Annotated in this window: 15 protein-coding genes and 1 pseudogene; 4 read left to right on the forward strand and 12 right to left on the reverse strand. The window is 67.1% G+C overall.

Translation table 11 applies throughout. The features are described 5' to 3' along the window. From WS96_RS28990 to WS96_RS34670, 4 genes and pseudogenes are all read right to left on the reverse strand, one after another. Positions 1 to 233: pseudogene (locus WS96_RS28990) on the reverse strand (aspartate aminotransferase family protein); the annotation flags it as partial. Positions 234 to 267: 34 nt separating this feature from the next. After that, positions 268 to 1,605 carry a glutamine synthetase family protein gene (locus WS96_RS28995; protein WP_059837344.1) on the reverse strand — a complete coding sequence of 446 codons (1,338 nt, stop codon included), beginning with the start codon at positions 1,603 to 1,605 and terminating at the stop codon, positions 268 to 270. 28 nt (positions 1,606 to 1,633) lie between these two features. Beyond that, positions 1,634 to 2,419, reverse strand: coding sequence for a gamma-glutamyl-gamma-aminobutyrate hydrolase family protein (locus WS96_RS29000; RefSeq protein ID WP_059837239.1), 786 nt, complete (start codon positions 2,417 to 2,419; stop codon positions 1,634 to 1,636). Positions 2,420 to 2,702: 283 nt separating this feature from the next. Then, positions 2,703 to 2,885, reverse strand: a complete 183-nt coding sequence (locus WS96_RS34670) for a hypothetical protein (protein WP_006488040.1) — start codon at positions 2,883 to 2,885, stop codon at positions 2,703 to 2,705. Positions 2,886 to 3,339: 454 nt separating this feature from the next. Between WS96_RS34670 and WS96_RS29005 the strand changes: the two genes are divergently transcribed. Then, positions 3,340 to 3,891 (forward strand): cupin domain-containing protein, encoded by a 552-nt coding sequence (locus tag WS96_RS29005; protein WP_034208777.1) that lies wholly within the window; start codon positions 3,340 to 3,342, stop codon positions 3,889 to 3,891. Positions 3,892 to 3,979: 88 nt separating this feature from the next. Next, the gene (locus WS96_RS29010) at positions 3,980 to 5,470 is read left to right on the forward strand and encodes an aldehyde dehydrogenase (protein WP_059837241.1); all 1,491 of its coding nucleotides are present in this window, start codon (positions 3,980 to 3,982) and stop codon (positions 5,468 to 5,470) included. A gap of 72 nt (positions 5,471 to 5,542) precedes the next feature. Here the strand turns inward: WS96_RS29010 and WS96_RS29015 are convergent, their stop codons facing one another. After that, on the reverse strand, positions 5,543 to 5,743 hold the full coding sequence (locus tag WS96_RS29015; RefSeq protein WP_034208574.1) for a heavy-metal-associated domain-containing protein: 201 nt from the start codon (positions 5,741 to 5,743) through the stop codon (positions 5,543 to 5,545). Between the two features lie 329 nt (positions 5,744 to 6,072). On the opposite strand from WS96_RS29015, the gene WS96_RS29020 reads away from it, so the two are divergent. Together WS96_RS29020 and WS96_RS29025 are read left to right on the forward strand one after the other, a co-directional pair. Beyond that, on the forward strand, positions 6,073 to 6,405 hold the full coding sequence (locus tag WS96_RS29020) for a cupredoxin domain-containing protein (RefSeq protein ID WP_059837244.1): 333 nt from the start codon (positions 6,073 to 6,075) through the stop codon (positions 6,403 to 6,405). 12 nt (positions 6,406 to 6,417) lie between these two features. After that, entirely contained in the window at positions 6,418 to 7,254 is an 837-nt protein-coding gene (locus WS96_RS29025; RefSeq protein WP_059837246.1) for an FTR1 family iron permease, read from the forward strand. Positions 7,255 to 7,339: 85 nt separating this feature from the next. Here WS96_RS29025 and WS96_RS29030 read toward each other — a convergent pair whose 3' ends face one another. The 7 genes from WS96_RS29030 to WS96_RS29060 all read right to left on the reverse strand — a co-directional run bounded on the left by WS96_RS29030 (position 7,340) and on the right by WS96_RS29060 (position 13,354). Further along, the gene (locus WS96_RS29030; RefSeq protein WP_059837248.1) at positions 7,340 to 7,558 is read right to left on the reverse strand and encodes a hypothetical protein; all 219 of its coding nucleotides are present in this window, start codon (positions 7,556 to 7,558) and stop codon (positions 7,340 to 7,342) included. After that, complete coding sequence (locus WS96_RS29035; RefSeq protein ID WP_059837249.1) at positions 7,558 to 8,025, reverse strand: hypothetical protein; 468 nt, start codon at positions 8,023 to 8,025, stop codon at positions 7,558 to 7,560. The genes WS96_RS29030 and WS96_RS29035 overlap by 1 nt, the downstream gene beginning before the upstream one ends. Before the next feature lie 69 nt (positions 8,026 to 8,094). Next, entirely contained in the window at positions 8,095 to 8,415 is a 321-nt protein-coding gene (locus WS96_RS29040) for a helix-turn-helix domain-containing protein (RefSeq protein WP_059837251.1), read from the reverse strand. Between the two features lie 173 nt (positions 8,416 to 8,588). Further along, on the reverse strand, positions 8,589 to 10,406 hold the full coding sequence (glmS, locus tag WS96_RS29045) for a glutamine--fructose-6-phosphate transaminase (isomerizing) (protein ID WP_059837253.1): 1,818 nt from the start codon (positions 10,404 to 10,406) through the stop codon (positions 8,589 to 8,591). A gap of 54 nt (positions 10,407 to 10,460) precedes the next feature. Further along, positions 10,461 to 11,822 (reverse strand): bifunctional UDP-N-acetylglucosamine diphosphorylase/glucosamine-1-phosphate N-acetyltransferase GlmU, encoded by a 1,362-nt coding sequence (glmU, locus tag WS96_RS29050; protein ID WP_059837255.1) that lies wholly within the window; start codon positions 11,820 to 11,822, stop codon positions 10,461 to 10,463. 135 nt (positions 11,823 to 11,957) lie between these two features. Beyond that, positions 11,958 to 12,953: a tRNA 2-thiocytidine(32) synthetase TtcA gene (gene ttcA / locus WS96_RS29055; protein WP_059837257.1), complete on the reverse strand. Its 996-nt coding sequence runs from the start codon at positions 12,951 to 12,953 to the stop codon at positions 11,958 to 11,960. After that, positions 12,950 to 13,354, reverse strand: coding sequence for a dihydroneopterin aldolase (locus WS96_RS29060; protein ID WP_027785625.1), 405 nt, complete (start codon positions 13,352 to 13,354; stop codon positions 12,950 to 12,952). The genes ttcA and WS96_RS29060 overlap by 4 nt, the downstream gene beginning before the upstream one ends. Positions 13,355 to 13,368 lie beyond the last annotated feature (14 nt).

Genomic DNA, 13,368 nt, shown 5'->3' on the forward strand with positions numbered 1-13,368 from the left:
CCGTCGATCACCTTGTTGCCGTCCGAGTCCCACAGGTAGACGCCGTCGGCCTTGACGATCACGCGGCTGCCCGCGCGGTTGAGCGCGCCCATGTCCGAGAACGGGTGGATGTGGTGCGCGGCGTCGAGCGCGCGGTATTCGGCGGTCGAGCGGGCCTGCGTCGCGCGCGGCGCGGCGGCCGTGGCGGTCGGCGCGGCCGGCTGGATCCAGGCCGATTCGTTGCGGTAAGTCATGTTTCCTCCGTGATTCCGTATGCGGTTGGCACGCTTACACGTGCAGCAGCAGATGGCGGCGTTCCCACGAGCTGATCACGCGGAAGAACGCTTCGTATTCGGTTTCCTTCAGCGCGAAATACGCCTTCAGGAACTTGTGCCCGAGGATCTCGCCGAGCGGCTCGCACGCGGCCATCAGCGTCAGTCCTTCCTCGAGGTTGCGCGGCAACTGGTACGGCAGGCTGTAGCCGTCGCTGACGAGCGGCTCGGTCGGCTCCAGGCGCTGCGTCATGCCGAGATAGCCGGCCGCGAGCGTCGCCGCGAGCGCGAGGTACGGGTTGCAGTCGACGCCCGGGATGCGGTTTTCGATGCGGCGTGCGGCCGGGCCCGAATGCGGGATGCGGAACCCCACCGTGCGGTTGTCGTAACCCCACTGCACGTTGATCGGCGCGGCCATGAAGCGCGACAGGCGGCGATACGAGTTGATGTACGGCGCGAAGATCGGCATCAGCGCCGGCGTGTACTTCTGCAGCCCCGCGAGATAGTTGTAGAACATCGACGTCGCGCCGCCGGTTTCCTGCGACGTGAACAGGTTCTGGCCCGTTTCCTCGTCGACGATGCTCTGGTGCACGTGCATCGCCGAGCCCGGTTCGTCTTCCATCGGCTTGGCCATGAACGTCGCGTACATGTTGTGACGCAGCGCGGCCTCGCGCACCGTGCGCTTGAACAGGAACACCTGGTCGGCCAGCGACAGCGCGTCGCCGTGCATGAAGTTGATCTCCATCTGCGCGGCGCCGACTTCGTGGATCAGCGTGTCGATGTCGAGGTTCTGCGATTCGCAGTACTCGTAGATGTCCTCGAACAGCGGATCGAATTCGTTGACGGCCTCGATCGAATACGACTGGCGGCCCGTTTCGGGGCGGCCCGTGCGGCCGACCGGCGGACGCAGCGGCAGGTCCGGGTCCTTGTTCATGTCGACCAGATAGAACTCGAGCTCGGGCGCGACGACCGGTTTCCAGCCCTTCGCCTTGTACAGGTCGAGCACGCGGCGCAGCACGTAGCGCGGCGAGATCTCGACCGGCGAGCCGTCGAAATGCACGCAGTCGTGGATCACCTGCGCGGTCGGGTCGACGGCCCACGGGATCAGGCGGATGGTCGACGTGTCGGGCACGCACACCATGTCGGGGTCGGTCACGCCGGTGAGCGAGCCGTCTTCCGGATAGTCGCCGGTGACGGTCTGCACCATCACGGCCTGCGGCAGCCGCATCGACTCGCCGGACGTGAACTTGTTGCGCGGCGTGATCTTGCCGCGCGCGATGCCGGCCATGTCGGGAATGATCGCTTCGATCTCGGTGATCCGGTGCTGCTTCAGAAAGCCTTCGATGTCTTGCATGTCTGTTCTCGTTGTCTGGTTGGCGCGCTCAGGCGAGCGCGGCGGCGGCCATGGCGCACGTGCGTTCGGCGCGGCGGGCGCGGCACGCATCGCCGAACGCGCGAAAGATCGCGCTCGACAGCGGGTCCTGCGCGTGTCGCCATTCCGGATGCCACTGCACGGCCAGCGCGAACGCCGGTGCGTCGACGACGCTCACGGCCTCGATCAGGCCATCCGGCGCGACGGCCTCGACGGCGAGGCCCGAGCCGAGCTGCGCGACGCCCTGCTTGTGCAGCGAGTTCACGTGCACTTCGTCGCGGCCGCCGGCGAGCGCATGCAGCTGGCCGCCGGGCGTCAGGCGCACGACGTGCGCGGGGCCGTATTGCGTATCCATCGGCGCGTCGTCGTCCTCGCGGTGATCGGCGAAGCCGGGCACTTCATGCACGCGCTGGTGCAGCGTGCCGCCGCACACGACGTTCAGCTCCTGGAAGCCGCGGCATACGGCGAGCACGGGCACGCCCGCGACGATGGCCGCGCGCAAGAGCGGCAGCGTCGTCGCGTCGCGGGCGGGGTCGTGCTTGGTGCCGGGCTCGCTCGGCTCGCCGCCGTACCGATGCGGCTCGACGTTCGAGTAACTGCCGGTAAACAGCAGCCCGTCCACGGCGTCGAGCACGTCGGCGGTCGACTGCCGTTCGCCGAGCGCCGGCAGCACCATCGCGAGCGCATGCGCGCCGTCGACGATCGCGGCCACGTATTTGTCGCCGACCGTATGCGACGCGTGCGCGCCGATCTGGGTGAGGTCGGCGGTGATGCCGACGAGAGGTTTCCTTTCCATGACGTCAATCAGTAATCCGTAGGGACGTGACGCGCGTCGGCCCGAATGCGGCAAAACGCGGGCGCGACACGACCCCGCAGCCCGGCGTCGAGCGCAGGGCCGCTGGTGAATGGGCGCAACGGGATGGCGTGGCGATCCGCGCTGCGCGCGACGGTCAGGCCGTCGTTCGTTTCATCGCGATACGCGACGCCGCAACGAATGCGCGAACGCGTTCCGTCACCGCACGGACGATGCGGTTGGCGAATCGACGAACGAAACGAACGACGTGAAGAAAGGAGAGGCGCTACGGCAGCAGCGACGCCACTTCGTCGGTATCGACGGCAACGAATGCGCGTGCGGAAACGGCGTTGTGGCGCCGAACGGAACGACGGGACAGGATGGTGTAGATCGACAGGTGAAGCAGGCGAGGACTATGCCAGCCGCAACTGCCGTCGGAAGCGGGAACGGCGCTGCGCAAACTTCGCACATCGCCTCGATCCCACCTCACCAGAGGGCCACGGACTCTCACGATTACACTCGACTGGTTTGTTGAAAGTATTGAACACCTGATCGTTTCGACGCGCGGGGCGTTTAAAATAATCGAGGCGCCGGTCCTGCGTCATTTATGTTACGGGCATCGATTGTTGCATTGCGATAACGCTTTTCGACGCCTGTGAAAGCCTGATGACGCTGACCTGAGAGCCAGCATATACGAGCCAATAACGGCGTCAAATGTTTTTTAATGGTCCTGCATCAGGGCTTTCCCGAGCAGTGCGAACAAAAGATTCGCAAAAGGAATGGTCGACGCGTCGTTCATTATTTCGAACGCCTTTCAGGGTTTTCCCCGCTGATGTGCGGCATAAAGTGATTAGAATATTCAACGGCTGTCCCATGCGTCGTTTCACTTTGTCATCGCACTTATCGTGTCCGAAACCGAATCGATGTCCACCGAAGTCGCCGAGCGCCTGCGTTTCGTGCGCAACAAGCATGGCCTGTCGCAGCGCGAACTCGCGAAACGCGCCGGCGTCACCAACGGCACGATCTCGCTGATCGAACAGGGGCGCGTGAGCCCGTCGGTCGGGTCGCTGAAGAAACTGCTCGAATGCATTCCGATGAGTCTCGCGGAGTTCTTTACGTTCGAGCTCGTCGAGTCGCGCGCGGTCGTGTCGCGTCGCGACGAGATGCCGAACCTCGGCAACGAGTCGCTCGCGTTTCAACTGGTCGGCGCGAACGTGAAGGATCGCAACATGTGCATTCTGCGCGAGATCTACCAGCCGCTGGCCGACACGGGGCCCGAGATGCTGGTGCATGCGGGGCACGAGGGCGGCGTCGTCGTGTCGGGCCGGCTCGAGCTGACCGTCGACGGCGCGACGTGGCTGCTCGACCCCGGAGACGGCTACTACTTCGAAAGCCGTTTGCCGCACCGTTTTCGCAATCCCAGCGCGGAACTGCTCTGCGAGGTCGTGTCGGCCAATTCGCCGGCGACCTTCTGACCGCGCGTCACCGCATTCGCCGCCGGCCGGCTGCGCGCCAGGCGCGCGGCGCGCCGCATCGCGAATGCCAAACCATTGAGGCATCCTGATGAACAAGTTGACTTTGGCTGACTGGCAACACAAGGCGGCGTCGCTCGAGATCGATGGGCGCGCATTCATCGATGGCGCGTCGCGCGACGCGCATGGCGGCAGGACCTTCGACTGCGTGAGCCCGATCGACGGCCGCGTGCTGGCGAAGGTCGCCGACTGCGGCGAAGCGGACGTGAACGCCGCCGTCGCGGCGGCCCGCCGCGCGTTCGACGCAGGGGTGTGGGCCGGCCTGAACCCGCGTGCGCGCAAGGCCGTGCTGCTGCGCTGGGCCGCGCTGATGCGCGAGCATCTCGACGAGCTGTCGCTGCTCGAAACGCTCGACGCGGGCAAGCCGATCGGCGACACGACGACGGTCGACGTGCCCGGCGCCGCATACTGCGTCGAATGGTTCGCCGAGGCGATCGACAAGGTCGGCGGCGAAGTCGCGCCGGCCGATCATCATCTCGTCGGCCTCGTCACGCGCGAGCCGGTCGGCGTGGTGGCCGCCGTCGTGCCGTGGAACTTCCCGATCCTGATGGCCGCATGGAAATTCGGTCCCGCGCTCGCGGCCGGCAACAGCGTCGTGCTGAAGCCGTCCGAGAAATCGCCGCTGACCGCGATCCGCGTCGCGCAGCTCGCCTTCGAGGCCGGCATTCCGGCCGGCGTGTTCAACGTCGTGCCGGGTGCGGGCGAACCGGGCAAGCTGCTCGCGCTGCATCGCGACGTCGACTGCATCGCGTTCACGGGCTCGACGGCGGTCGGCAAGCTGATCATGCAGTACGCGGCGCAGTCGAACCTGAAGCGCGCGTGGCTCGAGCTCGGCGGCAAGTCGCCGAACATCGTGTTGCCCGACTGCCCCGATCTCGACCGCGCAGCGCAAACGGCGGCCGGCGCGATCTTCTACAACATGGGCGAGATGTGCACGGCCGGCTCGCGGCTGCTCGTGCATCGCGACATCAAGGACGCGTTCATCGAGAAGCTCGTCGCGGCCGCCCGTGCGTACGTGCCGGGCAATCCGCTCGATCCGTCGGTATCGATGGGCGCGATCGTCGACGGCATCCAGCTCGAACGCGTGCTCGGTTATATCGAAGCGGGGCGCAGCGAAGGCCGGCTCGTCACCGGCGGTGCGCGCGTGAACGCGGAAACGGGCGGCTTCTACGTGGAGCCGACGGTGTTCGAGGTGAAGCCCGATGCGAAGATCGCGCGCGAGGAAATCTTCGGGCCGGTGTTGTCGGTGATCGTGTTCGACGACGTCGACGAAGCCGTGAGGATCGCGAACGATACCGAATACGGGCTGGCCGCGGCCGTGTGGACGTCGAACCTGACGACCGCGCACGACGTGTCGCGCCGGCTGCGTGCGGGCACCGTGTGGGTGAACTGCTATGACGAGGGCGGCGACATGAATTTCCCGTTCGGCGGCTACAAGCAGTCGGGCAACGGCCGCGACAAGTCGCTGCATGCGCTCGAGAAGTACACCGAACTGAAGTCGACGCTGATCCGGCTGCGTTGACGGGCCGCCGGGTGCGGGCGCGTCGCCGTCCGGCGCTGCGCCCGCAGTTGCATCCGCGGCCTGCGGCGCGCGTTACGCGCTGCGCAGTGCGGGATGGAAGCCGGCGGCTTCGATGATCGACCGTACGCGCTCGGCGCCTTGCGCCGAGTCGACCTTGACGATCTTCGCCGCGACGTCGATGTCGAGCTTCGCGGCGGGGTCGGCGGCCGTCACCGCACGCGTGATCGCGTTGGCGCAGCCGCCGCAGGTCATGTCCTGGACTTCGAATTCCATCGTGTTTTCTCCGGTGAATGATTGACGCGTACGTTCAGCATGAAGCTTGCCACGGTGGGAAGGTCAAGCGTCGCATGCGATGATGGCATCGCATTGGCCATTTGTAATGCTGAGGTCTGACGAATAGTCATTTACGTGCGCCCGTCAGTCCGAATTTTTCCCGATTGACGACTGCACATTATCGGCGAAATCCGTCGGCGCCTTGCGCGACAAAGCGCGTGCGGAATCGACGGCGCACGATTCCCATGAGCGGAGTGAGGGTACTCCGAGGTGAAAATGCGAATCGATCTTAGTATCGATTCCCTTCAATATTTCCGTTCATTACGCACATGACCCGTTTCGCTATCGGTTTCGCACTGACCCTGCTGGGCGCCTCGGCCGCGTCCGCCTTCGCTGCCGACGACGTCGTCAACCTGACGTTGAAGGACCACAAGTTTTCGCCCGATGGCGTGACGATCCCCGCCGGCAAGAAGGTGAAGTTCGTCGTGAAGAACCTCGATGCGACGCCCGCGGAATTCGAAAGCGACGACTTCAAGGCGGAGAAGGTCGTGCCGGCCGGCAAGTCGGTCGAGATCCTGGTCGGGCCGCTGAAGGCCGGGACCTACGAGTTCCACGACGAGTATCACGAAGCGCAGTCGAAGACGCACCTGACCGTCAAGTAAGCCGATACCGACATGCTGTCTACTGCCCTGATCGTCTTTCGTGAAGTGCTCGAGGCCGCGCTGGTGGTCTCGATCGTGATGGCCGCCACGAAGGGCGTGCCGCGGCGCGGCTGGTGGGTGGGCGGCGGGCTGGTCGGCGGCGTGGTCGGCGCCGGCCTGATCGCGGCGTTCGCCGACGTGATCTCGCAATGGGCGTCCGGCATGGGCCAGGAAGTCTTCAACGCGGGCGTGATGTTCGTCGCGACGCTGATGCTCGCGTGGCACTGCATCTGGATGAGCCGGCACGGCCGCGAAATGGCGCTGCACATGGGCGAGGTCGGGCGGGCGGTCGCGGCCGGCAGCCGGCCGCTGACGGGGCTCGCGATCGTGGTCGGCGTCGCGGTGCTGCGCGAGGGGTCCGAGGCCGTGCTGTTCCTGTACGGGATCGCGGCGGGCGATCCGGGCCAGACGCCGCAGATGATCGCCGGCGGGCTGCTCGGCGTGCTCGGCGGCGCCGGGCTCGGCTACGCGATGTATGCGGGCCTGCTGCAGATTCCGTTGAAGCGCCTGTTCTCCGTCACCAATGGGCTGATCGTGCTGCTCGCCGCAGGCATGGCGAGCCAGTGCGTCGGCTTCCTGCTGGCCGCCGGCCTCGTGCCGTCGTGGGGCGATGCGGTCTGGGACACGTCGTGGCTGCTCAAGGAGTCGAGCCTCGTCGGCAAGGCGCTGCATACGCTGATCGGCTATACCGCGCGTCCGGCGGGCATCCAGATCGCCGCGTACGTCGCGACGCTCGCGGCGATCGTCGTGCTCGCACGGCTCGTCGGCCGGCCGCGGCAGACGGCGAGGCCGCCGCACGCCGCGGCGTGAGTGTTGCCGGGCTTCCGGGTCCGAATGCAAGAAGGGGCGTCATGGACGCCCCTTCTTGCATTCGGGATGCATGCGCCGGTGCCGGTCAGCAGTGGTTGTCGATCCACGCGCGCGCCCATTCGAGCCCCGCATCGCGTGCTTCGTCCTCGGTGTCGAACACGCCGAGCACGCCCGACGCCTCGACGAGCCGGTTGTTCTGCGTGATCGTGCCGCTCGCCGCGAAGCGCTCGGGCTGCATGATCTCCTCCTGCTGCAGGATCGCATGCCCCCAGATCTGGTAGCCGCGGTAGGTCTGCGCTTCCATTATCGGGTCACCTTCGCGGAGCGGCCTTGCGTGCCGACCTGCAGCACGTTGCCGTCCGGCGTGTATTGACGCGGGATGTCGGAGAAGGTGAGCGCGCGCCTCGTGTCCGGCGCGGCGGGCTGCATCACCGTGAGACGCCCGGGCGCGGGTTGCGCAACGGGACGCGGGGCGGCCGGGGTGTCGGGCGCGGCGGCGGCCGGGCGGTGCGAGCCGGCTTTCATGGCCTGCGCGACGCGGCGCTTGTGCGGTTTCGCGGCGGCTTTCGGCGTGGCGCTCGCGTGCTTCTCCGCGCTCTTGCCGGTGCGCGCGTCGGCGCCCGGGCGGGCGGCCGGCGTGCGGGCATCCGGCGCCCGAGCCGCGGGCTGCCGCGCCTCGGGCGGGTTCCAGACCTCGACGTAGTGCTCGGCGGCCCAGCCCGTCGACGCGAACGTCAGCGCCAGCAATCCGCATCCAAACAGTCTTACCATTGTCTCTCCGTCATATTCGTTGCGGCGCGCCCTGCCGGGGCCGACCCTGTGCATTCGGGAAATGCCGGCTCAGGAGAACACCGCGAGCCCGTGTTTCTCGACGATCTGGAGCATGCGCGCGGCGATGCCGCTCGGCCGCTTGTCGCCCTGTTCCCATTGGCGGATCGTCGATGTCGTCGTGTTCAGGTAGAGCGCGAACACGCTCTGGCTGACGTTGACCGACTTGCGGATGCGGGCGATCGCTTCCGGATCGAATTGCGGCGCGGCTTCGATGCAGAGATCGTCGTATTCGCGCATCGTCTTCTTGTCGAGCAGGTTGGCGCGATAAAGCCCCGATGCGGCGCTGTGGACCGCCTCCGTCGCGTCGCGCTTGAATCGCGTTTTAGCCACTGCAAATCTCCACATGAAGACGCGTCGTACGGAAGCAGGCCTGTCGAGCCGGCCGGGCGTGGCACTGGATTATATGCCACTAAGTGGTACATATTTCGACCTGGCCGGATGGCCTGCCGCACGCCGATGCGACGCCCGGACGGACCGGCGACGGCCCGTCCGGCCAGGCAGCCTTACTCCACCGTCACCGATTTCGCGAGGTTGCGCGGCTTGTCGACGTCGGTGCCGCGCGCACACGCGGTGTGATACGCGAGCAGTTGCAGCGGCACGACGTGCAGGATCGGCGACAGTTGCCCGTAGTGCTCCGGCATCCGGATCACGTGCAGGCCGTCGTCGTTGACGATCTGCGTGTCGGCATCGGCGAACACATACAGCTCGCCGCCGCGCGCGCGCACTTCCTGCATGTTCGACTTCAGCTTCTCGAGCAGCGTGTCGTTCGGCGCGACCGTGACGACCGGCATCGCTTCCGTGACGAGCGCGAGCGGCCCGTGCTTCAGTTCGCCGGCCGGATAGGCCTCGGCGTGGATGTACGAGATTTCCTTCAGCTTCAGCGCCCCTTCGAGCGCGATCGGGTAGTGCAGCCCGCGGCCGAGGAACAGCGCGTTTTCCTTGCGCGCGAATTCTTCCGACCACGCGATGATCTGCGGCTCGAGCGCGAGCACGCTGTTCAGCGCGGCCGGCAGGTGGCGCAGCTCCTTCAGGAATTGCGCTTCCTGCGCGGCGTCGACGTGCCCGCGCAGCTTGCCGAGCGTCGCCGCCAGCACGAACAGCGCGACGAGCTGCGTCGTGAACGCCTTCGTCGACGCGACGCCGATCTCGGTGCCCGCGTGCGTCAGGAACTGCATGTCGGTCAGGCGCACCATCGCGCTCGTCGCGACGTTGCACACGGCGAGCGTATGCGTGTGGCCGAGCGACTGCGCATGCTTGAGCGCCGCGAGCGTGTCGGCCGTCTCGCCCGACTGCGAGATCACGAGCACGAGCTGGCGCGGGTTCGGCACCGACTCGCGGTAGCGGTATTCGCTCGCGATCTCGACCTGGGTCGGGATCTTCGCGATCGATTCGAGCCAGTACTTCGCGGTGAGGCCCGAGTAGTAGCTCGTGCCGCACGCGAGGATCAGCAGGCTGTCGATCTGCGCGAACGCGGCGGGCGCGGCGTCGCCGAACAGCGTCGCGTCGAAGGCTTCCGTTTGCGGCACGGTGTCGCCGATCGCGCGCGGCTGCTCGAAGATTTCCTTCTGCATGAAGTGGCGATAAGGCCCGAGCTCGACCGCGCCGCCGTAGGCGCTGACGACGCGGATCTCGCGCTGCACGGTGGCGCCGTGGCGATCGACGATCGTCACGCCGTCGAGCGACAGCTCGCACACGTCGCCTTCCTCGAGGAACGTGAAGCGGTCGGTGCTGCCCGCGAGCGCGAGCGCATCGGACGCGAGGAAGTTCTCGCCGTCGCCGTGACCGACGACGAGCGGCGAACCCTGGCGCGCGCCGACGACGGTGTGCGGCTGGTCCTTGTGGATCACGGCGATCGCATACGCGCCGTGCAACTGGTGCACGGCTTCGCGCACCGCGTCGAACAGGTTGCCGCGGTACAGGCTGTGCACGAGGTGCGCGATCACTTCGGTGTCGGTCTGCGACACGAATTCGTAGCCCTTCGCGCGCAGCGCGTCGCGCAGCGGCTCGAAGTTCTCGATGATGCCGTTGTGCACGAGCGCGAGCGCGTTCGACGAGAAGATCGGGTGCGCGTTGTGCGTGACGGGCGCGCCGTGCGTGGCCCAGCGCGTGTGCGCGACGCCGGTCGTGCCTTCGAGGTGCGATTCGCGCACCTGCGCGTCGAGATCGGCGACGCGCGCGACGCTGCGTGCGCGCTTCGGTGCGCCCGGCTCGAGCACGGCGACGCCGCACGAGTCGTAGCCGCGGTATTCGAGGCGCCGCAATCCCTCGATCAGCACCGGAACGATATTACGTTGCGCAACTGCGCCGACAATGCCGCACATGTATGGTCAATCCTGTCAGTCGACGCGGGCGCCGCGCGGGCGCCCGCAAAAGGTTCAGCTCTTCTTCTTGACCGGGCGGACGTAGCCGCTCTTCGCGGTCTGCGTCTTCTCGTTCAATGCGAGGACGCCTTCGGCGACGTCCTTCCAGATCGTCGTGCCGGCGGCGATCGTCACGCCGCGGCCGACGCGCACGGGCGCGACGAGCTGCGTGTCGGAGCCGACGAACACGTCGTCCTCGATCACGGTGCGGAACTTGTTCGCGCCGTCGTAGTTGCAGGTGATCGTGCCCGCGCCGATGTTCACGCGCGCGCCGATGTCGGCGTCGCCGATGTACGTGAGGTGATTCGCCTTCGAGCCGTGGCCGATCACCGCGTTCTTCACCTCGACGAAGTTGCCGACGTGCGCTTCGTCCGCGAGCTGCGCGCCGGGGCGCAGCCGCGCGTACGGGCCGATCACGGTGTGCGCGCCGAGCTCGGCGCCGTCGATGTGCGTGAACGCGTCGATGCGCGTGCCCGCGCCGATCGACGCGTTGCGGATCATGCAGTTCGCGCCGACGGTGACGTTGTCGGCGAGCGTCACGTTGCCTTCGAACACGCAGTTCACGTCGATCGACACGTCGCGGCCGCAGCGCAGCGTGCCGCGCACGTCGACGCGCGCCGGATCGGCGAGCGTGACGCCGTCGGCGAGCAGCGCATCGGCGACGTTACGCTGGTGAATGCGCTCGAGCTCCGCGAGCTGCGCCTTGCTGTTCACGCCGAGCGTTTCCCATTCGTCGTCGGGCTGCGACGTGACGACCTCGAAACCGGCCTCGATCGCGAGTTCGACGACGTCGGTCAGGTAGTACTCGCCCTGCGCGTTTTCGTTCTTCAGCGCGCCGAGCCACATCGACAGCTGGGCCGTCGGCGTGACGATGATGCCGGTGTTGATCTCGGCGATCTTCAGCTCGTCCGGCGACGCATCCTTCTGCTCGACGATGCGCGTGACGAAACCGGACGCGTCGCGCACGATGCGGCCGTAGCCGGTCGGATCGTCGAGCGTGACGGTCAGGATCCCGTAGCGGCCCTCGCGCGCGGCATCGACGAGGCGCCGCAGCGTCGACGCGCGCGTGAGCGGCACGTCGCCGTACAGCACGAGGGTCGGCTGGGCGGGATCGAGCAGCGGCAGCGCCTGACGGACCGCATGGCCGGTGCCGAGCTGCTCGGCCTGCACCGCGAACTGGACGTCGGGTGCGGCGACGGCGGCCTGGACCTGCTCGGCGCCGTGGCCGACGACGACGACGAGCCGGGACGGCTGCAGCGTGCGCGCGGTGTCGATGACGTGGGAGAGGAGCGGCCTGCCGGCCAGGGGGTGAAGCACTTTCGGCAGCGCGGAACGCATGCGCTTGCCGGTGCCTGCCGCCAAAATCACGATATTCATGGCGCGCGCTTGGTCAGGGAGTTCGAAGCCGTCCATTTTAGCATGCGGCCCCTGCTGTTCCGGGCCTGCCGCGGCGGGCGCGCCACGCCGGAAAGGGCGCTCGGCGCCCGCTTCCGGCGGGTGTTCGGGCCCTGCTTACAGGTCGTCGAACTGGACGATCGAGATCGGTTGCGCGGCGCCCGGCGCCGCCGAGTCTTCGCCCGACGCGCACGGCTCCTCGTCGAACGCGATGTCGCCTTGCGGGTCGGCTTCGCCCGTCGCGCGCAGCGACTGGAACGGGTACAGCGTCGTGTCCATCAGGTGCGACGGCACGACCTTCGCGAGCGCGTTGAACATGTTGTCGACGCGGCCCGGGAAGCGCTTGTCCCATTCGCAGATCAGCGCCTTCATTTCCGCGCGCTTCAGGTTCGGCTGGCTGCCGCACAGGTTGCACGGGATGATCGGGAATTCGCGCAGCTCCGCGTATTTCTCGAGATCGGTTTCCTTCACGTACGCGAGCGGGCGGATCACGATGTTCTTGCCGTCGTCCGACTGCAGCTTCGGCGGCATCCCCTTCAGCTTGCCGCCGTAGAACATGTTGAGCAGCAGCGTCTGCACGATGTCGTCGCGGTGATGGCCGAGCGCGATCTTGGTCGCGCCGAGCTCGCCGGCCACCCGGTACAGGATGCCGCGACGCAGCCGCGAGCACAGCGAGCAGGTCGTCTTGCCTTCCGGCACGAGCCGCTTGACGATGCTGTAGGTGTCCTGGTTCTCGATGTGGAACGGCACGCCGACCTGTTTCAGGTATTCGGGCAGCACGTGCTCGGGGAAGCCCGGCTGCTTCTGGTCGAGGTTCACCGCGACGATGTCGAAGTCGATCGGCGCGCGCTCGCGCAGGCGCAGCAGCACGTCGAGCATCGCGTAACTGTCCTTGCCGCCCGACAGGCACACCATCACCTTGTCGCCCTGCTCGATCATGTTGTAGTCGCCGATCGCCTGGCCGACCTGGCGCACGATCCGCTTGAACAGCTTGTTGTTCTCGTACGCTTCCTTCTGCTCGCGGCGCGTCAGCGCCTGGCGGCCGGCCGGGGCGGCGGTTTCGTCCAGCGTGGCGGCGTCGGCCGCCGTGTCGTTCATGTGGGGGGCGTTCATGCGCGCTCCTCGTCCTTGATGCGAAAGACTTCGACGCCGACGGCGTCGCAGTCCGGATAGGCGTCCGGTTTCTCGGTACGGACGCGTACCGCGCGCACGGCGTCGTGCGCCAGCAGGTGCGCGGCGATCGAATCGCACAGCGTTTCCTGCAGGTGGATGTGGCCGCGCGCGAGGCACTGCGCGACGCTCTGCTTCATCAGATCGTAGTCGACGACTTCATGCAGCCGGTCGTCGACGGGCGTCGACTGCGCGAGCGGCACGAACAGGTCGACGTTGATGACGACGCGCTGCTCGCCGCGCTTCTCGTGTTCGAAGGCCCCGATGTTGATGTGCACCTCGTAGTCGCGCAGGTAGAGCCTGCGGCAATCCGCGAGGCGGGGGTGCAGGAGAGCGGAAAACATGGTCGTCCCAGTCA

It is taken from the genome of Burkholderia sp. MSMB1835, from assembly GCF_001526365.1.
GTDB lineage: Bacteria > Pseudomonadota > Gammaproteobacteria > Burkholderiales > Burkholderiaceae > Burkholderia.